This is a genomic window from Roseovarius carneus (assembly GCF_020141465.1).
GTDB lineage: Bacteria > Pseudomonadota > Alphaproteobacteria > Rhodobacterales > Rhodobacteraceae > Roseovarius > Roseovarius carneus.
In genome coordinates, this window is record NZ_JAHSPD010000001.1 from 1999903 (window position 1) to 2024255 (window position 24353).

Sequence of the window (24353 nt, forward strand, 5' to 3'; positions counted from 1 at the left end):
GGGCGCGGTCTGTGCTATATTCAGCCAATGAAACAGATACTCACCGCCGCCGCTTTGGTTTTGTGCACCGCGCTGCCCTTGGCCGCTGAGGAGGTCCCGCAAGGAACAGATGACGCACCTTCCCTTATGGAGCAGGGCGCGCAGATGTTCATGGAGGGGCTGCTCAATCAGGTTGAGCCCACTATGCGCGATTTGCAGGGCATGACCGAAGATATGGGCCCGCAACTGCGCGAGTTTGCCCAGACAATGGGGCCTGCCATTGCGGAAATCATGGGCGATATCAAGGATCTGAGCGCCTATCACGCGCCGGAGCTTTTGCCGAATGGCGACATCATCATGCGCCGCAAGAGCGAAGAAGAGATGGCACCGCCACCACCGCTCGCCGAGGGCGAGATTGAGCTCTGATGCGCTCTAGCGCCCCTTGATCGCCACATCCGCGCCCAAGGCTGCGGCAAGTGCCATAAACCGCGCCTCTGCCACTTCCCCAAAGAGCAAAGAGGCCTCAGGCGTGAGGCGCAGCTCCAGCAGCTTTTTCTTCGGGTAGAATTTCATCCGCCCCAAATCAGCGTCTTCTTTCAGCCAGAGCATGGCCCCAAACCGCATGGCGCGGCCCAAAATCTCCGCCTCAACTTGCGTTTTTGCATCGACAAGCGTGCTGAGCTGACCGAACCGTGTGCCGCCGCGTGTGTTTGAATAGCGGTGCAGCAAGGCCAGCCCCAAAAACACCCGCTCGGAGTGTTTTAGCCCGCCGAGATTGGCGCGGGTGGCATTATCAAAACACACCTCGGCGCGGTAATCAGGGTGGGCACGCCAACTTACGTCATGCAAGAGACACGCCGCCTTGATGATGCGCAGCCGCTCGGGCGAAGGGCGGCCCAGCACGGGCAGGATGAAATTATAGAGCACCTTGCCAAAGCCGGGCAGGCGCGCATCCTTGTCCTCGGCAAAGCGGCAGGCTTCGATCAATGGATCACGGTCGCGCAGGGGCTTGGGCATCTGCTCATAGAGCATTCCCTCACGAATTCCGTAGCTTGAGACGGCGATATCGTGCGGTTTGAAACGACGTACCACCTCGCGCAGCACCTCCGCCGCAATCGGCACGAGGGCCATCCGGGCCAATGAGATACCCGCCTCTTGGCGCAGCTCATCAATGTTGCGCCATTTGATGTAATCGGCGGTGGCGCGCACGGCTTTGGCGGTCATCCGGTATTCGTGCAGCACATGGAGCGGATAGCCGCGCCGGGCCATGTCGATTTTTGCAATCGCCCGCCATGAGCCGCCCACCAGAAAGAGGCGGTTTTTCTGCTCGCCCAGTTGGTCGGCCATACCGTCCAGCGTTTCGCGGATATATGCCTTGCGCGCCTTGGCCCCGCCTTTGAGATCGCAAAGTTTGAGAGGTCCGAGTTGTGAGGTCACGCGCCGCCCCACCGTGCCGCCGTGGATCTCCGCCATCTCCATGGAGGAGCCGCCGATATCGCAGACCAGACCGTAGGAGCCGGGCCAGCCCAGAAGCACGCCCTGTGCCGAGAGCCGCGCCTCCTCGCGCCCGTCCACGACCCAAAGGCGCAGCCCGGTCTGGCTTTCGACGTCATGGCGAAAATCGGCACCATCCTCGGCGTCACGCACGGCGGCGGTGGCCACGCAGGTGAGGGGCCCGGTGCCCATCCCATCGGCCAGATGTTTGAACCGGTGGAGGGCTGCCAACGCGCGGGCGCGCCCTTCGGGGTTTAGCCGACCTGTCTGGGTCATGCCTGCGCCAAGGCCACACATGATTTTTTCGTTGTAGAAATAGGCAGGGCTGCGCGCGGCGCCGTCAAAGACCACAAGGCGGACGGAGTTTGATCCCACATCGACCACCCCAACCCGGCGCAAGGCCCGCGAGGAGGGTTTATCAAATAGGGGACGGCCAAAGGGGCCCGCATCCTCTGGGTCCTCGGCTGGGTTGCCTGCGTCCATGATCTTCCCCCGCGCGGGTTGTTCTGCGGCCCCGTTTATGGCTGGGCGGGGCGGGAGGGTCAATCTTCGGTATGGGTCAGTTTTGGCACATCCGCCGCCCCTGCTGATCCGCGCCCGGAGAGCGACGGATTTTCCATGAAGAACTTGTGGCAATTGAACGCGAATGCGTCCTCGGCCACCTCGGCGCGGGTGAAGCTGCCATCGGGGGCCATGACCCAGCTTTGGGCGATGTCGGCCATGTTGGCCGCCATGACCTGACTGGTGATCTGCGCCTTCACGGTGGGGTTTTCGATCTCGATCAGTGTCTCGACCCGGCGGTTGAGGTTGCGGCCCATCCAATCGGCCGACGATATAAACACACGTGCCTTTTTATGCGGAAGTCCGTGGCCGTTGCCGAAACACACGATGCGGGAATGTTCTAAAAACCGCCCCACGATGGATTTCACGCGGATGTTCTCGCTGAGCCCTTTCACGCCGGGGCGCAGCCCGCAGATGCCGCGCACCACGAGGCTGATTTCAACCCCGGCTTGGCTGGCGGCGTAAAGCGCGTCGATCACATCAGGCTCGACAAGCGAGTTCATCTTGGCCCAGATACGCCCCTGTCTGCCCTCTTGGGCATGGGCACTTTCGGCGGCGATCATCTCAAGCAAGCGCGGTTTGAGCGATATGGGCGAGATGGCGAGGTTTTCGAGCCGCTCAGGCTGCGCGTAGCCCGAGAGGTAGTTGAACACTTTGGTCGCGTCGCGGCTCAGCACCTTGTCGCAGGTGAAAAAGCTCAGATCGGTATAGATGCGCGCGGTGATGGGGTGGTAATTCCCGGTGCCGAAATGGGTGTAGGTCACCAGATTATCGCCCTCACGGCGCACCACGGTGGAGATTTTGGCATGGGTCTTGAGGTCGAGAAAGCCGTAGACCACATGCGCGCCCGCCCGCTCCAGCCGCCGCGATTGGCGGATGTTGGCGGCCTCGTCAAAGCGGGCCTTCAACTCCACCAGCGCGGTGACGGATTTGCCGTTTTCCGCAGCTTCGCACAGCGCGCTGACAATCGGGGATTCGTTGGAGGTGCGGTAGAGCGTTTGTTTGATCGCCACCACGTCCGGGTCGCGCGCGGCCTGCGCGAGAAAGCGGATGACCATATCGAAGGTCTCGTAGGGGTGGTGCAGCAGCATGTCCTTTTGGCGGATCGCGGCGAACATATCGCCGTCATGGTCCTGCACGCGTTCGGGGACACGGGGGCTGAACGATGGCCAGAGAAGATCGGGGCGTGCGTCGAGAACCAGCTCCTTGAGGTCGGCGAGGCCAATCATACCCTCCACCTCGACCACCTCGTCGGGGTCCACATCAAGCTCGTCCATGATCATGTCACGCAGCGCAGGGGCGGCCCCTGCGGAGATTTTCATGCGCACCACTTCACCCCGGCGGCGGCGTTTCAGGGCAACCTCGAATTCGCGCACGAGGTCTTCGGCCTCTTCCTCGACCTCCAGATCGCTGTCGCGCAGAACGCGAAAGGAAAAGTGGCTTTTGGATTTGTAGCCGGGAAAAAGGCTGCCCAAGTGCAGCATCAGCAACTCTTCGAGCGGCAAAACACGCACCGTGCCCTCGGGTGATGGGAGGGTGACGAACCGGTCGATCTGCTGCGGGATGGGCAAAAGCGCCTTGAGGGGGCGTTTGTCCGAGTGGCGCTCAAGGTTCAGCGCGAGCGAGTATCCCAGGTTTGGAATGAACGGAAAGGGATGTGCGGGATCAATCGCAAGGGGCGACAGGACCGGGAAGACCTGTTCGAGGAAGACCTGTTCGAGGAAGGGCTTGTCCTCTTCCGCGATGCTGGCCGCGTCGAGGATGGTGATATTCTCGGCCTCAAGCTCCGTGCGCAGGTTTTGATAGGTTTCTTGCTGTTTCGCCAAAAGCTTGCGCGCGTCATCATTGATCAGCACCAGTTGCTCGGCGGGGCTGAGCCCGTCGGCGGCGGGGGTGGTATTGCCCGCGCGGGCAAGTTCGCGCAAGCCCGCCACGCGGACATTGTAGAACTCGTCGAGGTTGGTGGCGGAGATCGACAGGAACCGCAGCCGTTCCAGCAAAGGCACGCGGGGGTTTTGCGCCTCTTCCAGCACGCGCCAGTTAAAGCCCAGCCAGCTCAGCTCGCGGTTATAGAAACGCGCAGGGCCTGTGAGGTCCAGATCGGGCATTTTTGTGGGCGCAGAAAAAGGCGCGGTGAGGAAATCGGCGTGAGACATACGGAGCCTTATGGCAGGCGGGTGTAACGGGGATATGTCAGGGTGCGCCTAAGCGCCCGATTTGTCCAGTATTTCCGCTGCGAGCTTGCGTGTCACTGGGCGCTTTTGCGCCAATGCGGCGCGGTCAAGGGCGGCTACGATATCGGCCACGGCGGCGAAGGAGCGCGGCATGCGCCGGGCGAGGAACGGGATCGTGCCGGGTGTCGGGATGATCTGGCGGTCGGCCATTTGTTTGAGGATCACCGCGGACAAAAGCGCATCATCTGGCGCGTCCAGCCCGATGGCGGGCGTGCCCTCCATACGGCTGGCCAGATCTGGCAGGGCAAGTGCCCAGCGGCTGGGGGCCGTGCGGGCGGTGATCAGTAGGCTGTGCCCTTCCGCAAGGCAGAGATTGTGGAGGTGGAAGAGTGCGTGTTCTGCCTCCGGGGTGCCGGTGATGCGGTCTGCATCCTCAACCGCTACGGGGGCTGAGGCCAGTGCGGGAATGTCGGCGGTTGTAAGGTCGGTGGCTGCCGTGATCTCGGCACCGCTGAGGGCGGCCCAGACATGGGTGAGATGTGTCTTGCCGGAGCCTGTTGCGCCATGCAGCACCAGCTTGCGTGCAGGCCAATTCTCCCACCCCTCGATCATTGCCACGGCTGCTGCATTTGCGCCGGATACAAAGAAATCACCCCGCCCCAACGCGGGGCGCGCGGGCAGGTCGAGGCTCAGCTGATAGGCCATTACTCGGCGTCGCCTTGCGCCGTGCCTGTGTAGAGTTTGCTGTTGCGGTAGCTTGAGATGGCGAAGCGCGCCAGAACGCCGATTGCGGCGGCTACGGGCACGGCGACCAGCATGCCCACGAAACCGAAAAGCGCCCCAAAGACCGACAGCGCGAAGATCAGCCATACGGGGTGTAGGCCCACGGAGTTGCCTACGAGTTTGGGCGTCAGGACGTTGCCCTCAATAACTTGGCCGATCACGAAAATGCCCGCAACGAGGCTGATCGAGACCCAATCCCCCCAGAATTGAAAGAGCGCCAGTCCAATGGCCAGTGCCCCGCCGATAAGGGCGCCCACGTAAGGGATAAAGGTGATCAGCCCGGCTATTGCCCCTACAACGAGGCCAAATTGCAGGCCGACTAGCATGAGGGCCATGGCATAATACGTCCCCAGAATCAGACAGACAGTACCCATACCGCGAATGAAACTGGCCAGCGTCGCGTCGATCTGCCCGGCAAGATCGCGGATGATCGGAGCATGATCGCGCGGCAGAAGGTTGTCGATTTGCGCGATCATCCGGTCCCAATCATAGAGCAGGTAGAAAGCCACAACCGGTACGATCACAAAAAGGACGATCACGTTGAGCAGGGACGAAACGGAGCCCAGCACGGCCTCAACCAGTTCCCCGCCGCGTTCTTGGATCGCGGCACCGATGGCGGTGAGCGACTGGTGTACGGTGGATTGTGTATCGATCAGTTGCGGGAAACGCTCGGTCAGCACGCTGCGCAATTGTCCGGCCAATTCGGGCGCTGTGTTGATCAGCGATGTAGTCTGCGTGACCAGCGTGGGGATGACCAGCAAGGCCATGATCACGAAAAGGAAAAGCGCAAACAGGGTGATGAGCGTCACTGATATGGCGCGGCTGAGGCCCATACGCTCCAGCCTGTCGGCGACGGGATCGAGAAAATAGGCAATCGCGCCGCCCAGAAGAAAGGGCATCATCACGTCGCCAAGGACCCACAAAAGGCCGAGAAAGCCCGCAAAGGCAATCCCCCAATATTTCAGTTGTGTCCGGGCGGGCAGGGCCATGTGCTCTCCAATGCGTTCGCCTACACATCGCGCATGGTGCCGTCGCTTTCAAGGCCCCCGCCTGTAAAAGGCAGGGGCCCAGCGTCAGATATTAGTGGCAGGCGGGACGCGCGCCGGGCAGCAGCACTTTGTCGATCACATGGATCACGCCGTTATCGGCCATAATGTTGGCGATGATGACTATTGGCCAGCTGTGCCGTGCTGTCGGCGATCGTTACGCCATCGGCGCTCTTTGTGATGCACAGACGCTTGGACGTGTTGCGCGGCTTGAAGGGGTTGGCCGCCATTGGGATCATCTTGATCGTCAGCTTGCGATCATCGCCTTGGTAGAGCAGCACATCTGTCAGTTGGCCTTTTTCTCTGGCTGTAAAAGCGTCTCGACCGTGCCTTTGGGCAGGGCGGTGAAGGCATCGTTCACTTTTGACCGCGGCTCCAATCCGGGGCGGGCGGGATGCCGCCGGTTTGAGGCCTTTGCACGGGTGGGATGGTGGCGCTCGCGCTGCACCTTGCCGGAACGCGCGCTCTGTCATAAACGGGGCGAAACGCTTGAACCCGCCTTAATCACCGGAGTGCCCAACGATGCGCCTGTCTCGCTATTTCCTGCCTGTCCTCAAGGAAACCCCGTCTGAGGCGCAGATCGTCTCGCACCGTTTGATGCTGCGCGCAGGCATGATCAAACAGGCAAGTGCGGGGATTTACTCGTGGTTGCCATTGGGCTTCAAAGTGCTGCGCAAGATCGAAGACATCGTGCATCAGGAGCAGGCGAAGGCGGGGCACATGCCGATGCTGATGCCCACGATCCAATCGGCAGAGCTGTGGCGCGAGAGTGGGCGCTATGATGATTACGGCGAAGAAATGCTGCGCATCAAGGACCGGCATGGCCGCGATATGCTGTTCACCCCCACCGCCGAAGAGTTGATCACCGACATTTTCCGCGCCCATGTGGGCAGCTACAAGGATTTGCCGCTGACCCTCTACCAGATTCAATGGAAATTCCGCGACGAGGTGCGTCCCCGCTTTGGTGTGATGCGTGGGCGCGAGTTCTACATGAAGGACGGCTATAACTTCGATCTGACCAAGGAGGACGCGCTTCACGCCTATAACCGTCACTTGGTGAGCTATCTGCGGACCTATGAGCGGATGGGCCTTCAGGCGATCCCGATGCGCGCGGATAGTGGCCCGATTGGTGGGGATGACACGCACGAGTTCCTCGTGCTGGCCGAGACCGGCGAGAGCGAGGTTTTCTATGACAGCGCCGTGACCGATCTGAGCTTTGGCGACCGGGCGATTGATTATGATGACGTCGCGCAATGTGCGGGCGTTTTGGAGGAGTTCACCACCAAATACGCACGCACCGATGAGACGCATGACGCGGCCCTTTTTGAGCAAGTCCCTGAGGAGCGCCGCCGGGTGGCGCGCGGCATCGAAGTGGGGCAGATCTTTTATTTCGGCACCAAGTATTCCGACGCGCTGGGCGCGACCGTCCAAGGCTCGGACGGCAAGCCGGTGCCGGTACATATGGGCAGCCACGGGATTGGCGTGAGCCGCCTTGTCGGCGCGATCATCGAGGCCAGTCATGATGAGAACGGGATAATATGGCCCGAAGGTGTCACGCCCTTTCATGCGGGGATCGTGAACCTCAAGCAGGGTGATGCGGAGGCCGATGGGGCCTGTGAGGCGCTTTACTCGGCGCTGACGGCGCTGGGGCTGGAGCCGCTTTATGATGACCGCAATGAGCGGGCGGGCGGTAAGTTTGCAACGATGGATTTGATCGGTCTGCCGTGGCGGATCACGGTGGGGCCACGGGGCCTCAAGAACGGCGTGGTCGAGTTGACCTCGCGGCGCACGGGCGTGTCGGAAGAGATGCCACCCGAGCAGGCGATCGAGCGGCTCGTGGAGATTTACGCGCCCCATCGCGGGGGCTGAGCGCATGCTGCGCGGCAAGGCGATGGGCGCTTTGATCGGCGCGCCACGACAGGCTGCGCGCCGATCTGGGGGCATTGTGCGCGGCGAGGTGTTCTCCGCGCGCTGAGCGCGGCCCTGCGCTGGCCCTTCCGGTGGCGCGCCCCGGCTTGACGCCGCATCCTGCGCGCCGCACTGTGAGCGCAAAACAAACGAGGTCACATCGTGGCAGGCACGCCGGCTCCTTTTGCCCCTTTTGAGTGGATGATCGCGTGGCGCTATCTGCGCGCGAAACGCGCCGAGGGTGGCGTGAGCGTGATGACGTGGATTTCGCTCATTGGGATCACCTTGGCGGTGATGGCGCTGATTGCGACCTTGTCGGTCAGGGCCGGGTTTCGCGCGGAATTTGTCGATACGATCCTTGGCGCGAACGCCCATGTTACCGTTTATAATGCAGGGCAGGTGGATGCTCTGAGCGGCCGGGTGGACCGGATGCTTGAGGAGTATGAGGCCATGGCAGACCGGGTGCGCGCGGTGCCCGGCGTGACCCGTGTGGCGCCCTTGATCAAGGCGCAGGTGATGGCAAATGCGCGCGACCGCAATGCGGGCGTGGAGATTTTCGGCATCAGCGCCGAAAATCTCGCTACCATCCCGCGCGTGGCCAATCCTGTGACGGCTTTGGGTGATATCTCCAATTTCCCTCAGGGGGTGGCAATTGGGTCGGGCGTGGCTCGCGAGCTTGGGGTGAGCCTTGGGGACCGGATCAGGATCATCTCTCCCGGTGGGGTAAAGACGGCGTTTGGGACCAGTCCGAGGGTGAACTCCTATGATGTGGTCTATATTTTCACCGCCGGGCGCTGGGATATCGATCGCACGCGCATCTACATGCCCTTTGCCGAGGCGCAGAGCTTTTTCAACCGCGAGGGCCGGGCTGATGAGCTTGAGGTGATGGTCGCCGACCCTGAACAGATAGATATGCTGAGCCTGCCACTGCTTGCCGCTGCCGGGGACCGGGCGCTGGTCTGGACATGGCAGGACCAATCGGGTGGCTTTCTGCGCGCGCTGGAGGTGGAGGACAATGTGATGTTCATCATCCTGTCGATCCTTGTGCTGATCGCCGCGATGAACATCACCAGTGGCCTTATCATGTTGGTGAAAAACAAAGGGCGCGATATCGGGATTTTGCGCACAATGGGGCTAACCGAAGGTGCGGTGCTCAGGGTGTTTTTCATCTGTGGTGCGTTTACCGGCATCATCGGCACGGCGATGGGGGTTATTCTGGGATGCTTGTTCGCGATTTATATTGATCCGCTTTTTGCCGCCGTGAATTGGGCCATGGGGGGGCAGGTGTGGGACCCGTCGGTACGGGGGATCTACTATCTGCCCGCCGAGCTGCGCTTTGAGGATGTGATGTCGGCTGTGTCTTTGTCGCTGGGCCTGTCGTTTATCGTCACCATCTTTCCGGCGCGCCGGGCGGCGCGGATGAACCCGGTGGAGGCGCTGCGCTATGAGTGACGCGGTACTGCGCCTCAAGGGGCTTGAGAAGGTCTATAACAAGGGGCGCTCGAATGAGGTGCGCGTGCTTGGCGGTGCTGATCTGGACCTGCGGCGCGGCGAGATCGTGGCGCTTGTGGCCCCCTCTGGTGCGGGCAAATCCACGCTTTTGCATATTGCGGGGCTGCTGGATACGCCCGATGCCGGGACGGTGGAGATCGGCGGGACGGCGATGACGGGGCTCGGTGATCGCAGGCGGACGGTCGCGCGGCGGCGCGATATCGGGTTTGTGTATCAGTTCCACCATCTGCTGCCGGAGTTCACGGCTTTGGAGAATGTCGTGCTGCCACAGCTTGCCGATGGCACGCCGCGCCGGGAGGCGGTGGCGCGCGCGCAAAGCCTGCTGGAGCGTGTGGGTGTGGGCGCGCGGGCGGCGCACCGCCCCTCGGCTATGTCGGGCGGGGAGCAGCAGAGGGTCGCGTTCTGCCGGGCGCTCGCCAATGCGCCGCGCCTCTTGCTGGCTGATGAGCCGACGGGCAATCTGGACCCCGCGACCTCGGATCAGGTCTTTGCCGCATTGGTTGATCTGGTGCGCGAAACCGGGCTTTCGGCGTTGATCGCCACGCATAACTTTGATCTTGCCGCGCGGATGGACAGACGCGTGCGGATGGAGGAAGGGCGGCTCGTCGAAGGCTGATTGACGCCGCCCTCTGCCCTGCCCATGGTGGCGCAAACCCCTGAGAAGGAGCGCGCCATGACCGTCCAATCCATATCCCGGATCACCGCCCTGAGCGCACAGGCGCTGGAGCGTCACGGGGCCGCCCCTTGGGTGGCGGCCAGTGTGGCCGATGCGATTGGTGAGGCGGAGGCGACGGGCAACAAGATTTGCGGGCTCTATTATCTGGAGAGCTATTGTTTGCAGCTGAAATCCGGTCGCGTTGACGGGCAGGCAGAGCCTGTTGTGTCGCGCCCGCGCCCCGGTACGGTGCGTGCGGATGCGGCCAATGGGTTCGCGCAGGCAGCATTCCTGCGGGCCTTGCCCGAGGCGGTGCAGGCCGCGCAGGAGAACGGCACTGCGATGCTCGCTGTGGGGCGCGCGCATACCTGCACATCGCTGGGATACTTCACGCGCCAGATCGCGCAGGCCGGCCTGATCGGGCTGGGCATGACCAACGCCACGCCCGTGGTGGCCCCTCCGGGCGGCACCAAGCGGGTGATTGGGACCAACCCAATCGCATTTTCGGTGCCGGACGGGGCGGGCGGCGTGGCCATGCAATTTGACCAATCCACCACCGCTGTGGCGTTCGGAAAAATCACGATGGCCAAAGCGGCGGGGGAGCGCATCCCCGAGGGCTGGGCCGTGGACAAGGCGGGCCGACCCACCACCGATCCGGCGGCGGCAATCGAGGGCTCATTGGTCAGCACCGGGGGGTATAAGGGCTGGGGCTTTGGCCTGATGGCGGAGATATTGACCGCAGGGCTGACCGGAGGATTGACCAGTCAGGATGTTGCCCCCCTGAAGGCGCCTGAAGGTGCGCCGCATGATCTGGGCCAGATTTATCTGTTGATTGATCCGGGCGTGTCGAATGCGTTCGGTGCGCGGCTGGCCCGGATCATGGAGGGTGTGGCGGAAAATGAGGGCGCGCGGATGCCGGGGCAGGGCAAGGTTTTGGCCTCGCAGGTCGATGTCGAGGACGCGGTTTGGGCGCAATTGCAGGGATTGGCGGGTGTGTCCTAGGCCTGCGCTGACCCTGCCCTGATTTGACGCAGGCCGCCTGCACGTTACGTTTTGACACAGGAGGACTTCGTCATGCGTTTTATCTTTGCCGCTTTGGTGGCTCTTTTCACCGGGCTGAGCACCCCGCAGGCTATGGCGCAAGAGAGCGACGTGCGCGCCGTGATCGCGGCGCAGATTGAGGCCTTTGAGGCCGATGACTTCGAGCAGGCTTTCACATATGCCAGCCCTACGATCCGCCAGGTTTTTCGCACGCCAGAGAATTTCGGTGTGATGGTGCAGCGCGGGTTTCCGATGGTCTGGCGTCCTGCCGATGTGCGGTTCTTGGAGCTGGAAAACCGGGACGGCGCGCTCTGGCAGGACGTGATGGTCCGCGATGTGGCAGGCGATGTGTTTATCCTCGAATACGAGATGATCGAGCTTGATGCAGGTTGGAAGATCAACGGCGTGCGCATCCGCCCGGCCGTAGGCACTGCATAACACCCCACCGTCACGGTGTCCCCAGCACGCGTTAACCCTTCATAGATATCTCCCCTTTCCATCCGGGCGTGCCCCGGGCTGGTGAAATGCAAGGCATGGCTTCAGCGGCCCTTTTGGGTGTCTGCGACATGTGGAAAGGGAACGATATGAACAAGGCAGTTACCGACGGGATCGTCTTCATGCCCCCTGAATTCGGGGCGGGGCTGAACATGTGGTCCAGCGGCAATGGCACCCCCGGCTCGGACACTTATGCGGGGGCGACAAATGCGGCCCTTGTTGCGGCGGATCAGGATTTTGGCGGCGCGCTTGAGATGCAAAAGACCCAAAGCGTGCAGCGCCTGCGCTATATGGGGGAGACGCCGATCCTGCCGGGATGCTACCTGCGCATCACCGCACGGGTGAAGGCCATCACCGGCAACCTGCCCAATGTGCGGATCGCGGGCTGGGCCGGGGCCGCGGGGGGCGGCAACGTGGCATCTGCGCAGGCCTTTGGTCCGCAGGTCACACTGGAGAATTACGGCGAGGTGGTTGAGGTCAGCGCCATCGTGGGCACGGGCGACCGTGCGGGCGTGGATATGGTGTGGGGACCAGAGCCTGTCTATGGCCATTTCGGCATCGACCTGACGGGCCCCAGCGGTGGCATCGTGCGGATTGACGACATTCGGATCGAGGATGCGACGCACGTGTTCCTGCGCGAGATGATGGATTGGGTCGATGTGCGTGATTATGGCGCGCTGGGCGATGGCACCACCGATGATCACGTAGCCTTTGAGGCGGCGGATGCGGCGGCGAACGGGCGCGATGTGCTGGTCTCGCCCGGCACCTATTTCCTTGGCGACAGCGTGACGTTTCAGAGCAATGTGCGTTTTGAAGGCACGGTCACTATGGCGACGGAGCACGTGTTTTCGCTGACCCGAAATTACAATCTGCCCGCATATATTGATGCGTTTGGCGACGAAGAAATCGGGTTTCGTAAGGCATTTCAAGCGCTTTTGAGCAATACCGGCCATGTGGAACTGGACATGCAGGGGAGAATCGTGTCGCTGCGCGCGCCAGTGGATATGCAGGCCGCGATCCCGGATCGTGACAGCTATTCCCAGCGGCGCATCCTGAAGAACGGCCAGTTCTCAGCCGTGGAGGGGCCTGCATGGGACACGGATGTGATCACCAGCCAAGCGACCTATTCCGCGTCCAACAGCCTGCGCCTGACCGGCGTGACAGACGTGGCCAACATCCCCATCGGCGCGGTGGTCGAAGGCAATGGCGTGGGCCGCGAGGTCTATGTGAGCGCGGTCAACATCTCCCAGCAGGAGGTGACGCTGAGCCAGCAGCTTTATGATGCGGAAGGCACGCAGAACTATACCTTCCGGCGGTTCAAATACATGCTGGATTTCTCCGGTTTCTCGCGGCTCAGCAAATTCTCAATCTCGAATGTTGAGTTTCAGGCCTCGGGTTATGGCAGCTGCGTGATGCTCCCCCAGACGGGCACCGGGTTTCACTTCCGCGATTGCTTTATCTCACGACCAAGGGATCGTGGCATCTCCAGCCCCGGTACGGGCGATCAGGGGATGAAGGTGGATCGGTGCCAATTTTTGTCCAATGAAGACAATCTCTTGGTGTCTGAGCGCTCCTCCATCGGGCTCAATGCCAACGCCAATGATGTGAAGCTGCGCGACAACCGCATCACGCGGTTTCGCCATTTTGCGCTGCTGGCGGGTTCGTCCAATATCATCACGGGCAATCACTGGTTTCAGGGGGATACCTCCTCGGACGGCACGCGCTCGGCGGGTTTGATCCTTACGCGGATCAATTGCCGCTCCACGATTGCGACGAACTATGTCGACAATTGTTTTGTGGAATGGACCAACGAGCATGACAGCGCGCCGGAATTCTCGTCCGAGTTTTCGTTCAGCGCGCTCAACCTCGTGGACAACGTGTTTTTGGCGGGGAATGTCGCCCCTTGGTTCAGTTTTATCGTGATCAAGCCTTACGGTACGGGGCATTTTCTCAACGGAGTGCATGTGTCGGGCAATTCGTTCCGCATCATTGATGATCCGGTGGAGCGGATCGACCGGATTGATACCAGCTTTGCCAATCTCGACTACAACCGTTTTCGCAACGTGGTCTTCACCAACAACACGTTCGGCAACATCCAGACGCGCGTCTCAAGCCCGCTTCTTCTGGAGCATGAGCAAAACAGCGCGAGCGATGTCTGGACCGTGGAGCCGGGGCCGAACCTGCCGTTTGAGGCCTTTGCGCAGACGGTGGAATCGATCCTTCCGGCGGGGCCATTGCGCGATGCGAGCGGCAATATTGTATTCATTGCGCCCTTCTATAATGCGCGCCAAGGGCCAGACCGAAATCAGGTGCGGGTGCAGTTTGGTCAGCCTGTCAGTGGCGAGATCACGATGGTGGTGCGGATTGATGACCCGCTCTGAGTGTTAAAACCGCCGCCAAAACCCCAGTTTGATGCCGTAAGCTTCGGCATTCATCAGCCCGGCCGTTGCCCCCAATTCAAGGTGGCGGCCGGGCCTCACCTCCCACACAATTGACGGCGCAAAGCGCATGTAATCGGGGTCCGACATCGGCCCGCCCTGTTGCAGTTGCAAGATCATCTTGGTGCGCAGGTGCGGCTTTAGCCCGAGCGTGATGTCTGCGGTGAAGGCTGCATCCCCGTCCTCAACCATGATCTCGCCGCGCGTGTCGATGGCGAACCAGCCTTGGGTGCCCATCGCCGTGAATCCCGCTCCCAAAGAGAGGCCGGGGCGCACGGCGAGCGCGCTTGTGACCGCGCCGAATGATCCGTCGGAGAGGTCAGAGCGCAACGTGCCTGCACGCCCCACCAGCCCCGCACCGATTTCAAACGCGACCTTGATCCGGTCGCGCGAAATGGGCAGCAGGGCGAAGGCGAACGCGTTGAGGTCGCCGTCCTCGTTTGTGCCAATATCCACGCCTAGTGTGAGGTTGGGGGTCGCGCCATACTCGGCGTAAAGCGATGCGTAGCCGTTTGAACTGCCGCTTTCGTCAACCTCTTCTAGCAAAAGCGAGAAACTCAGGAATTTCTCGCCCTCTGCGCGCAGCCATGGCCCAGCCTGAGCGAGGTCGGGGAGCATCAGGGCCAAGAGGAGAAGGGCGCGCCACATCCCCTAACACTTCGTTCAACTTGGTAAACGGAAGGTTAATGGCCGCGCGTTTAATGCAGCCTGTGGTGTTAGACGCCCAGACGATCGCGCATCGCGTACCATGTCATCGCCAGCACCAAGAGAGGCGAACGGAGCGCCGATCCGCCGGGGAATATCTGGGTGGGCACGCGTGCCATCGTATCGAACCCCTCGGCCTGTCCCTGCACCGCGCGCGCCATAAGCTGCCCCGCATGGGTGGCTGTGCCGACGCCGTGGCCGGAATAGCCCGAAGCGGTGAGAATGTTGGGGGCAAGCCGCGCCACGTAGGGCATACGCCGCATGGTGATGGCCAGCGTGCCGCCCCATGCGTAATCCACTTTTACATCGCCCAGATGCGGGAAAATCTCTGTCATTGGCTTGCGTACCAATGCGCCAATGTCCTTGGGAAAGCGGTAGCCATAGGTCTCGCCACCGCCAAAAAGCAGACGTTTATCATGGCTGAGGCGGAAGTAATTCACCACGAATTTCGTATCCGCCACGGCCACGTCGCGGGCCAGAACGCGGGCAGCATCATCGCCCAGAGGTTCTGTCGCGGCGATGAAATTGTTGATCGGCATGACGCGCGCCGCGACCTTGCTGTTGAGGCCCCCGAGATAGCCGTTGCAACCTAAGATCACATGATCCGCTTTGATCGCGCCATGGTCGGTGCGCACCTGCGTTTTGGTTCCGGGGTCAATATCCTGCACCCGGCTACGCTCGTAAATCCGCACGCCTGCCTTGGCCGCCGCCGCCGCCAAACCCAGCGCATAGCGCAAAGGGTGCAGGTGTGCCGCCCCCATATCAAGGGTACCGCCGTGATAGCGCGGGGAGGGGCAGATGGCGTGCATTTGGTCTGCGTCGAGCTTCTCGATCTTGGTATAGCCATAGCGCTCGGTCAGGTGGTCCGCTTCGGCGTGTACCTCCTGCATCTCGGATTTGGAAAACGCTGTGTGGGCGATGCCGGGTTTGAGATGGCAATCAATAGAGTGCTTTGAAATCAGGTGTTTGACGAGATCCTTGGCATCTTCGGCCAAGTCCCAGAGCTTGGCTGCATCCTGCGCGCCCATCAGCTTCTCAATGCCGTGCTGGTCCATCCGCTGCCCGCTGCCAAGCTGCCCGCCATTGCGCCCGGACGCGCCAAAGCCCACGCGGTGCGCCTCCAGAAGTGCGACGTCAAACCCCGCCTCGGCCAGATGCAGCGCGGCGGAAAGCCCGGTAAAGCCGCCGCCGATGACGACCACGTCTGCTTTGTGCTGGCCCTTGAGGGGCGCAAAGGCCTCCAATGGCGCGCAGGTCGCGGCATACCAGCTGTCGGGATAAGTCCCTGCGCGGTCATTGGCGTAAAGCAGGTCCATTAGATCAGACGTTGAGCAGCAGGTGTTCGCGCTCCCACGGGGAGATGACTTGCAGAAATTCTTCGTATTCGGCGCGTTTCACGATGGAATAGACGCGCGCAAATTCGGGGTGCAGGACCTCGTGCAGGCGCGTCGCCTCGTCAAAGAGATCGAGGGCCTCGCCCAGAACTTGGGGGATATCGCTTTCGCCCTGATAGGCGTCGCCCTTGGCCTCATCCAAGGGCATTTTCGCATCTTCAAGCCCCAGAAGACCGCAGGCCAGCGAAGCCGCGATGCAGAGATATGGATTGCAATCCATCCCCGCCAGACGGTTTTCGACCCGGCGCGCGGCGGGGCTGGAGATGGGGATGCGGATGCCCGTTGTGCGGTTGTCGCGCGCCCAGGCAAGGTTGATCGGGGCGGCGTGATCCTTGACGTAGCGGCGGTAGGAATTGACGTAGGGCGCCATCACCGCGATGGCCGAGGGCATGTGATTTTGCAGACCTGCGATGAAATGATAAAACGCAGGGGTTTCAACGCCTTCCTCATCGACAAAGATGTTCTGTCCGGTCTCGATATCCACAAGGGAGTGGTGGATATGCATGGCACTGCCCGGTTCATCCGCGATGGGTTTTGCCATGAAGGTGGCAAAGCAATCATGGCGCATCGCCGCCTCGCGGATCAGGCGTTTGAAGTGAAAGACCTCATCGGCCAGCTTGATGGGATCACCATGCGCAAGGTTAATCTCCAATTGGCCCGCGCCGCCCTCTTGGGTGATGCCGTCGATCTCAAAGCCCTGCGCCTCGGCGAAATCATAGATATCGTCGATCACCGGGCCGAACTCGTCCACAGCGGTCATGGAATAGGCCTGCCGCGCGGCGGCGGGGCGGCCCGTGCGGCCCATCATCGGCTTGATGTCATGGGCTGGGTCGATGTTGCGCGCGACGAGGAAGAATTCCATTTCTGGCGCTACCACGGCTTTGAGGCCGCGTTTGGCATACATCTCCACCACGCGGCGCAGCACGTTACGCGGGGCATAGGGGATCGGCTCGCCCGCGCCGTCAAAGCAATCATGGATCACTTGCAGCGTCCAATCGCCGGTCCAGGGCGCGGCGGTTGCGGTGCTCATGTCGGGCACCAAAACCATGTCCTGTTCGATGAAGCCAGCCTCGCCCGCTGCTTCGCCCCAGTCGCCGGTGATGGTTTGGTAAAAGATCGAATCCGGTAGGTGAAAGAATTCCTGCTTGGCGAATTTGCTGGCAGGGACGGCCTTGCCGCGCGCGATACCGGGCAGGTCTGAGACGATGCATTCCACCTCATCTAGGCGACGCCCCTCAAGAAAGGCGGCGGCAGCTTTGGGCAGCTTGTCAGTCCAATGGGCCATCAGGCACCTCGTTTCAGGAAGGCGGCCATCCGATTGGCCAGAAGGTCATTATGAACCGGCGCGCGCACATGGGATTTGGCGGCATCCAGAAGCGGGTCGGGCACCACGCCGCGCCCGCGCGTCTCAATCAGGCGCGAGACAAAATCGGGGGTATGCTCGGGGTGGGGCTGCACGGTGAAGATACGGTCGCCGTAAAGCAGCGCCGCATTTTGGCAAAACGCGTTGCCGCCCACAACTTGGGCGGTTTCGGGAACCGCTGTGACCTGATCCTGATGCCACGCATAAAGCGTGACGGGCGCGCCTTCGATCTCATAGTCTGTGCGACCCACGGCCCAGCCATCCTTGAATTTCTCGACCTTCCCGCCCATCGCCTGCGCGATCACTTGGTGGCCAAAGCAGATGCCGACCATGGGCCGTCCATCCGCATAGACATCACGGATAAACTGCTCCAGCGGCGCGATCCATGGCAGCGCTTCATAGGCGCCGTGTTTGGACCCGGTGATCAGATAGCCATCACAGGCGTCCACCCCTTCGGGGAAGAGGCCATCCACCACGTCATAGGTTTCATAGCTGAACCCATGCCCGTCGAGCAGGCGGGAGAACATGGCGTCGTAGTCGCCCATATCCTTCAGGATATCATCTGGCGCATGACCAGTTTGCAAAATGCCGATTTTCAAGGCTAGCCTCATAATTTGATCAAATGTGAGGCTAGCCGAGCGTCATGCCCCCGGCAAGCCCCCTTGTTATGTCCTCAGACCTTTTCGAGATAGACCTTCCAGTGATTTTCTACGGGCAGTTGGCTCATATGCTCCAGCTCTTGGCGTTTGGTCATCACAAGGTTGCGGATGAGGCGCGGATCGAAGATGCGCTTCATCTGAGCGCTGGCCTCAAAATCATTGATCGCGGTGGCCCAATCTTCCGAGAGTTGTGGCAGGTCTTGATCATAGGCACTGCCGGTGATGGGGGCGGGGGGCTCGACCCCGTCTTCGATCCCCGTCAGGGCGGCACCAAGGATCACGGCGAAGGTGAGATAGGGGTTGATATCACCCCCGGCCACGCGGTGTTCAATCCGCCGTGCGGCGGGCGCGCCGCCGGGGATGCGGATCGCGGCGGTGCGGTTTTCATAGGCCCAGCTGATGGCTGTGGGGGCATGTGCGCCCGGCACCATGCGCTCAAAACTGTTGGCATGTGGCGCCATGATCAGTGTGGAGGGGCGCAGCGCCTTGAGGCAGCCTGCAACCGCATGGCGCAACGCATCCGTCCCACGCGGGCCGCCATCATTGAAGATGTTCGCGCCCTCCGCATCCAGCACCGAGAAATGCATATGCATCCCATTGCCGCTATCGCCGGGAAAGGGCTTGGCCATGAAGGTGGCGGCCATGCCGAATTTATTGGCCAGCCCCCGGATCAGGCTTTTGAAGAACCAGGTATCATCGGCGGCGCGCAACGCGTCTTGGTGGTTCAGCGTGATCTCGAACTGGCCGACCCCCGCCTCGGATGTGGTGGTCTGCGCCTCAATCCCCATCGCGGCGCAGCCATCATAGAGCGCCGAAAGGAACGGATCGAACGTGTCCATCTGGCTGAGCGAGAGGATCTCTGAGGCCACGACGCGCCGCCCGCTGCGCGGGTCGCGCACATGGCGCGGGCGCTTGCCAGCATCATCCACAAGAGTGAATTCAAGCTCGGTCGAGGCGATCACCTGCCATCCCCGCGCGTGGTATCTTTCCAGCACGATCTTCAGCGCATGGCGCGGATCGCCATAAAAGGGTGTGCCATCATCAAGATACATCATCATCGGCACCAGCGGCTGCACCGAGTCGAGCCAGGGCAGCGGCATCGCGCCGCGATTTGTGGGCCTGAGTATCCCGTCCGCATCGCCGGTTTCAAAGACGAGTGGGCTATCCTCGATATCGGCCCCCATGATATCCACATTGAGCACCGAGAGCGGCATGCGCACCGCCCCCCCCTCAAGCTTTGTGGCATAGCTGGCAGGCACGCGCTTGCCGCGCATCTGTCCGTTCAGATCAACGGCTGCCACGCGAAATGTGGATGCTCCGTAAATATCCATGGGTCTCTCCTTGGCCTTGGCCGGAGATAGATTTACCTGATCAGGCTGAGACGCAAGCGAATTCGCTGCCGGGCGTCTTGGGGCAGATGCCGATTGAGCCGTTTGTTGATCAGACCCATGCCGCCAATCAACAGCAGGCTGAGGCAAATGAAATAGCCCGCGAGGATGGGGTAGGGCACGAAGGGATTGAATGTCTTGTCGGCAAAGAAATTGGCGTAATAAAGCGCATCGCCTTTTTGCTGCCACGCAGGAAAGCCCGTGAAAAAGACGAGCGTGGTGGCGTGGAAAAGAAAGATCGCCTCGTTCGTATAGGCGGGCCAGGCAAGCCGCAGCATGGTGGGCCAGATGATACGGCGAAACCGGGTCCAGCCAGTGAAGCCGTAAGCATCCGCCGCCTCCACATCCCCCTTGGGGATAGAGCGCAGCGCGCCATAGAAAATCTCACCCGAATAGGCGGCCGTGTTGAGGAACAGTACGATGAGCGCGCCCAGCCATGCTGAGGTGAAGGGGTCAAAAATGGGGCTGACGCCCTTGAGGCTGAGAAAGAGGAAATAGGCGAAGAAAAACTGGATGAAGAGCGGCGAGCCCCGAAAGACAAAAATGAACCATGTGGAGGGTTTGCGCAGCCACGGGTTCGCGCTGCCCTTGCCAAGTGCTACGGCCGTGGCGAGGAAAAACCCGGTGATCAGGGCAACAACGCCGAAATAGACGTTCCAGATCATGCCCGAGCCGATGAGGGTGAAATGCTCACACAGCGTGAACCCCTCGCGCGGCAGCAGCCGCTCGCCATAGCCCAGTGAGCGGAATGCGTAGTCCTGAACGGTTTGCCAGCACGACATTATGCGGCCCTCTGGAGGAAGGGAGATAGAGGGCTCATGCGTCGGCCCTCCGCTGCGCTTCGCCGCCTGTGGTGGCCTGCCCATGGGTGAGGCGCGCCATCAGACGATCAAGCACCACTTCTGAGACGCGCGTGAAGGCGAGATAAAAGACCAAGAGCGCCAGAAAATACCACACGCGCCAATCGCCATGGGGATAATCGGTGAAGCGCGCATTGGCGGTGCCGCCAAGCTCGCGCGCCCAATAGACAATATCCTCGACGCCAAGAAGGAAGAGGAGCGGCGTGGCTTTGATCAGCACCATCCACAGGTTGCTGAGGCCGGGCAGGGCGTAGACCCACATCTGTGGCACGAGGATGCGGCGAAAGATCTGGCGGCGGGTCATTCCGTAGGCCTCAGCCGTCTCAAGCTGTCCGCGCGGGACGGCGCGCATGGCCCCGTAAAGCACGTTTGCGGCGAACGCGCCGAACACGATGGCGAAGGTCAGCACGGCAATCATGAAACCATATGCCTCGTGCACCCATTGTGGCGCGTTGGACAGCGGAAGCTTGGCCGCCGAGCAGACGACGAAATCATTGCCTTGCCGGATGGCATCGGGCCAATCGGGGCACAGCGTCTGATGGCGCAGCCACTCAAATCCCTGATCAAGGGCAATGACGAAAAAGAGGAAAAACGCGATATCCGGCACACCGCGCACGATGGCGATATAAGCTTTGCCAAACCAGCTCAGCGGCACGATCCGCGAGCGGGCGGCCATGGCACCACCAAAACCGAACGCGAGCGCCGTAGGCGCTGTGATCGCCAGCAGCAAGAGCACCGTCCCGAAGCTGACATAGAAGCCCATATGCTTGCCCGTGGTGAGGTAGCAAGCGAACCACTGAAACGTGCCCAGCGTGTCGGGATCTGTGCAAAAGCTGAAGATAGTGCGGCCTCATGATGGGGCAGGGAATTTTGAGTATTTTTGCTAAGAAGAAGGGGGGCCGATTGTGTGGCCCCCCTGCGCAGAGTGGGTTACTCGAAGGTCGAGGAGACTTCCCAGCGGATGATCATCTCGTTGAGCGAGCCGTCATCCTTCATGGATTGGATCGCCGCGTCGAATTTGTCGCGCAGCTCATTATCCGACTCGCGGATACCCATGCCGACACCGCCGCCCAGAGGCACGTCTTCGCCGACGAACATCAGGTCTGCGTCATCCTCGGCAATCGGTACAAGGAAGGATTTGTCGGCCAGAACCGCATCCGCTTCGCCGTTTTTCACCGCAGCGACGGTTTCTTCGGGCGTTGCGAATTCGACCAGCGTGGCCGCTGTGGAGGCGATGTAGCCCGCTTGGATCGTGCCTGTTTGGGCTGCGATCACGCCATTTGCAAGGTCTGCGCCTGCGTCCATTCCGATGAAGGCGGAAGGGTCGGGTGGCGTGTAGTTTTGCGTGAAATCAATGACTTCATCACGCTCGTCCGTGATGGACATGCCTGCGATGATCACGTCATAATTGCCGGAAACGAGGTTGGGGATGATGCTGTCCCATTCGTTGGTGACCCATTCGCAGGTCAGCTCGGCGCGGGCGCAAAGTTCGTCGCCAAGCTCGCGCTCGAACCCGTCGACTTCGCCGGCATCATTGATGAAGTTCCATGGAGGGTAGGCGCCCTCGGTGCCGAGGCGGACGACGTCCTGGGCCATGGCGAGGTTGGCCGTGAGGGCCAGCGCCGCGGAGGTGATAAGCAGCTTTTTCATTTGAGTAGTCTCCCTTTGAGTGTTTGGTAGGGGTGGGTCAGTCGGCCAGTGTCGAGCTTAGGAATTGCTGTAGCCGCTCTGATTTCGGGGATGTGAAGAGTGTGGCCGGGGGGCCTTCTTCTTCTATCAGGCCTTGGTGAAGAAACACAGTGTGATCAGACACATCGCGGGCCATTTTCATGTCATGGGTCACGATCATCATGGTGCGACCCTCGTCGGCCAGATCCCTGATAACCTTGACGACTTCCTGCTCCAGCTCGGGGTCCAGCGCCGATGTTGGCTCATCAAACAGAAGCGCTTCTGGCTCCATCGCCAACGCCCGCGCGATGGCGGCGCGTTGTTGTTGCCCGCCGGAGAGTTGCGCGGGGTATGCGTCAGCCTTGTCGCCGATGCCGACCTTGTCGAGATAGCCGCGTGCGGACGCCTCCGCCTCACTCCGGTCCCGGCCCAGCACGGTCACGGGGGCCTCCATCACGTTTTGCAGGATCGTGAGATGTGCCCAAAGATTGAAGTGTTGGAACACCATGCTGAGATTGGTGCGGATACGCATGATCTGCCCCGCATCCGAGGGGCGGCGCGTGAGGCCCTTGCCGCGCCATGTGACCGGCTCGCCCTTGAAAAGGATATCGCCCTGCTGGCTGTCTTCCAGAAGGTTCGCGCAGCGCAGGATTGTGGACTTGCCCGAGCCCGATGATCCGATCAGCGCGATCACATCGCCGCGTTTGGCGATTATATCCACGCCCTTTATGACCTCCAGCATGCCGTAGGCCTTGTGGAGGTTGCGGATCTCTATGACGGGGGCAGCAGCGGTCAAGGGGGCTCCGATCAGCAGGTCTGTTGGGCAATAGGGCGGAAATTGCAGGTTTATGCAAGCGCTAGACACGAAAGGACCGTCTGTGACGCTAGGTCAATGCAGATGCATGCTGTTTTGCTGCGCAGCCGCCGGGCCGGGGTGGCAATCACGCGCGGGCGGCTGCCCTCTGCCGGGCCTGTGCGCTGTCGATGTCGCTCACGCCAAGGAGCGAGGCCGTCATGCGCAGCATCGCATCCTCCTCATCGTCGCGTAGCCCATCGGCCAGAACGACCTGCCAGAGCGCCTCGACCACGCTGGTGCGCGCCTCATACTCGACCGTTTCTTTAATCACACGGGTAAAGCGGACCGTATCGGGGGCCTCTGCCTCCAGCGTTTCGGCCTCGGCGCGCAGGGCGCGGGCGTCGCCCTCGCCCAAGTTGTAGCGGGCGGCGAGGATGCGGTCGATCCGGGCAATCTCGGCGGTGGCGTAATCGCCATCCGTGCGGGCCGCGCGCACCAGAAGGGCCGCGAGCGCAAGGCGGCTGTCATCTTCGTTCAGCGGCTCAGGTTCGGGCGCGGTAAGGCGGCGCAGAAGCCCCCCGATCATGGGGTAGCCGCCGGTGTGTTTGTCTGGGGCAGGGCGCGGGCCTTTGCGGCAGCGCAATCTGCCTCACTGAGGCCAAGCGCCTCTCTCACTTGTGTCACGATCTCCAACTCCTCTTCCCGGCGCACTCCATCCGCCTGCATGACGGCCCAGAGCGCCTCATGCGCCTCCAGCCGGGCCTCAAAGCTGACCGTCTCACGAATGAGCAGGGCAAATTTTCGGGTGGCGGGTGCTGCGGCTTCGATCTTTTCGCATGTGGCGCGCATCTTGGCCGCGTCAATAGGGCCGAGCTCGTTCATTTGGGCCAGAAGCTTGTCGATCAGGCTGATTTCCTCGACCTTGTAGACCGCATCGGATTTTGCCACACGCACCATCAAAGCGCCAAGCGCGAGTTTCGCGTCCGGCTCGGGCAGCGGGTCCGGCTCGTGGGTTTTGAACAAGGTGAGGATACGGGTCAGCATGGACGCAGACTCTATCCCAAGGCCACACGGTTGCAAGAGCTTTGCGGCACCTCTGGCGCGCCTTTGCCACCACGAGGGTGGAGTGCTTACAATTTGCCCGCTGAAAACCCACTTTGCGGCTGCTGTCTTGCAGGTCTGGCGGCGGATAGGCCGCCCGCGTTTGCCATCCCTAAAGGGAAATGAGACCCCGCTTGGCCATGCAGGTCCAGATCGGACTTGGACAGCAACAATCCTTGGCCTAGTAAGGTGTGACGCGCGCTTAAGGCTGGGGCCCTGCCCTGATGCGGGACCAAACTCTCCTTGGAGGATATCCCAGGCCAAGGGGCGCGCAGTGAAACGCGGCACCGGGTCGCAAAATACCGCCATTAGGGTGGGCCGTAAAAGAGCAGA

The 24353-nt window shown here is 61.4% G+C and carries 24 protein-coding genes; 8 read left to right on the forward strand and 16 right to left on the reverse strand.

Annotated features, from left to right (window positions below; genetic code table 11):
- Nucleotides 1–27 precede the first annotated feature (27 nt).
- Entirely contained in the window at nt 28–405 is a 378-nt protein-coding gene (locus KUD11_RS10055) for a hypothetical protein (protein WP_109384817.1), read from the forward strand.
- A 6-nt stretch (nt 406–411) separates the two neighbouring features.
- Here KUD11_RS10055 and KUD11_RS10060 read toward each other — a convergent pair whose 3' ends face one another.
- From KUD11_RS10060 to KUD11_RS15315, 5 genes are all read right to left on the reverse strand, one after another.
- Nucleotides 412–1956 (reverse strand): Ppx/GppA family phosphatase, encoded by a 1545-nt coding sequence (locus tag KUD11_RS10060; RefSeq protein WP_109387976.1) that lies wholly within the window; start codon nt 1954–1956, stop codon nt 412–414.
- A gap of 59 nt (nt 1957–2015) precedes the next feature.
- The gene (locus KUD11_RS10065) at nt 2016–4190 is read right to left on the reverse strand and encodes an RNA degradosome polyphosphate kinase (protein WP_109384816.1); all 2175 of its coding nucleotides are present in this window, start codon (nt 4188–4190) and stop codon (nt 2016–2018) included.
- 48 nt (nt 4191–4238) lie between these two features.
- Nucleotides 4239–4913: a P-loop NTPase family protein gene (locus tag KUD11_RS10070; protein WP_109384815.1), complete on the reverse strand. Its 675-nt coding sequence runs from the start codon at nt 4911–4913 to the stop codon at nt 4239–4241.
- The gene (locus tag KUD11_RS10075; RefSeq protein WP_109384814.1) at nt 4913–5980 is read right to left on the reverse strand and encodes an AI-2E family transporter; all 1068 of its coding nucleotides are present in this window, start codon (nt 5978–5980) and stop codon (nt 4913–4915) included. Before KUD11_RS10075 ends, KUD11_RS10070 begins: the two co-directional genes overlap by 1 nt.
- Nucleotides 5981–6071: 91 nt before the next feature.
- The gene (locus tag KUD11_RS15315) at nt 6072–6143 is read right to left on the reverse strand and encodes a fasciclin domain-containing protein (protein ID WP_258305401.1); all 72 of its coding nucleotides are present in this window, start codon (nt 6141–6143) and stop codon (nt 6072–6074) included.
- On the opposite strand from KUD11_RS15315, the gene KUD11_RS15215 reads away from it, so the two are divergent.
- The 7 genes from KUD11_RS15215 (at nt 6109) to KUD11_RS10110 (ending at nt 14029) form a co-directional block, all read left to right on the forward strand.
- Complete coding sequence (locus KUD11_RS15215; protein WP_258305380.1) at nt 6109–6609, forward strand: hypothetical protein; 501 nt, start codon at nt 6109–6111, stop codon at nt 6607–6609. The two genes, KUD11_RS15315 and KUD11_RS15215, sit on opposite strands and share 35 nt — an antisense overlap.
- Nucleotides 6560–7906, forward strand: coding sequence for a proline--tRNA ligase (gene proS, locus KUD11_RS10085; protein ID WP_109384813.1), 1347 nt, complete (start codon nt 6560–6562; stop codon nt 7904–7906). The genes KUD11_RS15215 and proS overlap by 50 nt, the downstream gene beginning before the upstream one ends.
- Before the next feature lie 201 nt (nt 7907–8107).
- The gene (locus KUD11_RS10090; RefSeq protein ID WP_109384812.1) at nt 8108–9397 is read left to right on the forward strand and encodes a lipoprotein-releasing ABC transporter permease subunit; all 1290 of its coding nucleotides are present in this window, start codon (nt 8108–8110) and stop codon (nt 9395–9397) included.
- Nucleotides 9390–10073: an ABC transporter ATP-binding protein gene (locus KUD11_RS10095; protein WP_109384811.1), complete on the forward strand. Its 684-nt coding sequence runs from the start codon at nt 9390–9392 to the stop codon at nt 10071–10073. Before KUD11_RS10090 ends, KUD11_RS10095 begins: the two co-directional genes overlap by 8 nt.
- A gap of 57 nt (nt 10074–10130) precedes the next feature.
- Nucleotides 10131–11114: an Ldh family oxidoreductase gene (locus KUD11_RS10100; RefSeq protein WP_109387974.1), complete on the forward strand. Its 984-nt coding sequence runs from the start codon at nt 10131–10133 to the stop codon at nt 11112–11114.
- A 72-nt stretch (nt 11115–11186) separates the two neighbouring features.
- On the forward strand, nt 11187–11591 hold the full coding sequence (locus KUD11_RS10105; RefSeq protein WP_109384810.1) for a DUF4864 domain-containing protein: 405 nt from the start codon (nt 11187–11189) through the stop codon (nt 11589–11591).
- A gap of 146 nt (nt 11592–11737) precedes the next feature.
- Nucleotides 11738–14029: a glycosyl hydrolase family 28-related protein gene (locus tag KUD11_RS10110; RefSeq protein ID WP_109387972.1), complete on the forward strand. Its 2292-nt coding sequence runs from the start codon at nt 11738–11740 to the stop codon at nt 14027–14029.
- 3 nt (nt 14030–14032) lie between these two features.
- On the opposite strand, the gene KUD11_RS10115 is transcribed toward KUD11_RS10110, so the two are convergent.
- From KUD11_RS10115 to KUD11_RS10165, 11 genes are all read right to left on the reverse strand, one after another.
- Nucleotides 14033–14704: a hypothetical protein gene (locus KUD11_RS10115; protein ID WP_146190833.1), complete on the reverse strand. Its 672-nt coding sequence runs from the start codon at nt 14702–14704 to the stop codon at nt 14033–14035.
- A gap of 98 nt (nt 14705–14802) precedes the next feature.
- Nucleotides 14803–16107, reverse strand: coding sequence for an NAD(P)/FAD-dependent oxidoreductase (locus KUD11_RS10120; RefSeq protein ID WP_109384808.1), 1305 nt, complete (start codon nt 16105–16107; stop codon nt 14803–14805).
- Between the two features lie 4 nt (nt 16108–16111).
- Complete coding sequence (locus tag KUD11_RS10125) at nt 16112–17470, reverse strand: glutamine synthetase family protein (RefSeq protein ID WP_109384807.1); 1359 nt, start codon at nt 17468–17470, stop codon at nt 16112–16114.
- Nucleotides 17470–18147, reverse strand: a complete 678-nt coding sequence (locus tag KUD11_RS10130; protein ID WP_109384806.1) for a type 1 glutamine amidotransferase — start codon at nt 18145–18147, stop codon at nt 17470–17472. Before KUD11_RS10130 ends, KUD11_RS10125 begins: the two co-directional genes overlap by 1 nt.
- Nucleotides 18148–18221: 74 nt before the next feature.
- Nucleotides 18222–19538: a glutamine synthetase family protein gene (locus KUD11_RS10135; RefSeq protein WP_109384805.1), complete on the reverse strand. Its 1317-nt coding sequence runs from the start codon at nt 19536–19538 to the stop codon at nt 18222–18224.
- Between the two features lie 32 nt (nt 19539–19570).
- Nucleotides 19571–20377 (reverse strand): ABC transporter permease, encoded by an 807-nt coding sequence (locus tag KUD11_RS10140; RefSeq protein WP_109384804.1) that lies wholly within the window; start codon nt 20375–20377, stop codon nt 19571–19573.
- Nucleotides 20378–20411: 34 nt separating this feature from the next.
- The gene (locus tag KUD11_RS10145; protein ID WP_109384803.1) at nt 20412–21296 is read right to left on the reverse strand and encodes an ABC transporter permease; all 885 of its coding nucleotides are present in this window, start codon (nt 21294–21296) and stop codon (nt 20412–20414) included.
- Nucleotides 21297–21385: 89 nt separating this feature from the next.
- Entirely contained in the window at nt 21386–22105 is a 720-nt protein-coding gene (locus KUD11_RS10150) for a transporter substrate-binding domain-containing protein (RefSeq protein WP_109384802.1), read from the reverse strand.
- Between the two features lie 37 nt (nt 22106–22142).
- On the reverse strand, nt 22143–22865 hold the full coding sequence (locus KUD11_RS10155) for an ABC transporter ATP-binding protein (protein ID WP_109387970.1): 723 nt from the start codon (nt 22863–22865) through the stop codon (nt 22143–22145).
- Between the two features lie 199 nt (nt 22866–23064).
- On the reverse strand, nt 23065–23505 hold the full coding sequence (locus KUD11_RS10160; protein ID WP_109384801.1) for a tellurite resistance TerB family protein: 441 nt from the start codon (nt 23503–23505) through the stop codon (nt 23065–23067).
- Nucleotides 23502–23963, reverse strand: a complete 462-nt coding sequence (locus KUD11_RS10165; RefSeq protein ID WP_109384800.1) for a tellurite resistance TerB family protein — start codon at nt 23961–23963, stop codon at nt 23502–23504. Before KUD11_RS10165 ends, KUD11_RS10160 begins: the two co-directional genes overlap by 4 nt.
- Nucleotides 23964–24353 lie beyond the last annotated feature (390 nt).

What these genes read in the sequence shown, in the direction of transcription:
- KUD11_RS10055 (WP_109384817.1), top strand. Translation starts at nt 28, where the DNA reads ATGAAACAGATACTCACCGCCGCCGCTTTGGTTTTGTGCACCGCGCTG.
- KUD11_RS10060 (WP_109387976.1), bottom strand. Translation starts at nt 1,956, where the DNA reads ATGGACGCAGGCAACCCAGCCGAGGACCCAGAGGATGCGGGCCCCTTT.
- KUD11_RS10065 (WP_109384816.1), bottom strand. Translation starts at nt 4,190, where the DNA reads ATGTCTCACGCCGATTTCCTCACCGCGCCTTTTTCTGCGCCCACAAAA.
- KUD11_RS10070 (WP_109384815.1), bottom strand. Translation starts at nt 4,913, where the DNA reads ATGGCCTATCAGCTGAGCCTCGACCTGCCCGCGCGCCCCGCGTTGGGG.
- KUD11_RS10075 (WP_109384814.1), bottom strand. Translation starts at nt 5,980, where the DNA reads ATGGCCCTGCCCGCCCGGACACAACTGAAATATTGGGGGATTGCCTTT.
- proS (WP_109384813.1), top strand. Translation starts at nt 6,560, where the DNA reads ATGCGCCTGTCTCGCTATTTCCTGCCTGTCCTCAAGGAAACCCCGTCT.
- KUD11_RS10095 (WP_109384811.1), top strand. Translation starts at nt 9,390, where the DNA reads ATGAGTGACGCGGTACTGCGCCTCAAGGGGCTTGAGAAGGTCTATAAC.
- KUD11_RS10100 (WP_109387974.1), top strand. Translation starts at nt 10,131, where the DNA reads ATGACCGTCCAATCCATATCCCGGATCACCGCCCTGAGCGCACAGGCG.
- KUD11_RS10105 (WP_109384810.1), top strand. Translation starts at nt 11,187, where the DNA reads ATGCGTTTTATCTTTGCCGCTTTGGTGGCTCTTTTCACCGGGCTGAGC.
- KUD11_RS10110 (WP_109387972.1), top strand. Translation starts at nt 11,738, where the DNA reads ATGAACAAGGCAGTTACCGACGGGATCGTCTTCATGCCCCCTGAATTC.
- KUD11_RS10115 (WP_146190833.1), bottom strand. Translation starts at nt 14,704, where the DNA reads ATGCTCCCCGACCTCGCTCAGGCTGGGCCATGGCTGCGCGCAGAGGGC.
- KUD11_RS10120 (WP_109384808.1), bottom strand. Translation starts at nt 16,107, where the DNA reads ATGGACCTGCTTTACGCCAATGACCGCGCAGGGACTTATCCCGACAGC.
- KUD11_RS10125 (WP_109384807.1), bottom strand. Translation starts at nt 17,470, where the DNA reads ATGGCCCATTGGACTGACAAGCTGCCCAAAGCTGCCGCCGCCTTTCTT.
- KUD11_RS10135 (WP_109384805.1), bottom strand. Translation starts at nt 19,538, where the DNA reads ATGGATATTTACGGAGCATCCACATTTCGCGTGGCAGCCGTTGATCTG.
- KUD11_RS10140 (WP_109384804.1), bottom strand. Translation starts at nt 20,377, where the DNA reads ATGTCGTGCTGGCAAACCGTTCAGGACTACGCATTCCGCTCACTGGGC.
- KUD11_RS10150 (WP_109384802.1), bottom strand. Translation starts at nt 22,105, where the DNA reads ATGAAAAAGCTGCTTATCACCTCCGCGGCGCTGGCCCTCACGGCCAAC.
- KUD11_RS10155 (WP_109387970.1), bottom strand. Translation starts at nt 22,865, where the DNA reads ATGCTGGAGGTCATAAAGGGCGTGGATATAATCGCCAAACGCGGCGAT.
- KUD11_RS10160 (WP_109384801.1), bottom strand. Translation starts at nt 23,505, where the DNA reads ATGATCGGGGGGCTTCTGCGCCGCCTTACCGCGCCCGAACCTGAGCCG.
- KUD11_RS10165 (WP_109384800.1), bottom strand. Translation starts at nt 23,963, where the DNA reads ATGCTGACCCGTATCCTCACCTTGTTCAAAACCCACGAGCCGGACCCG.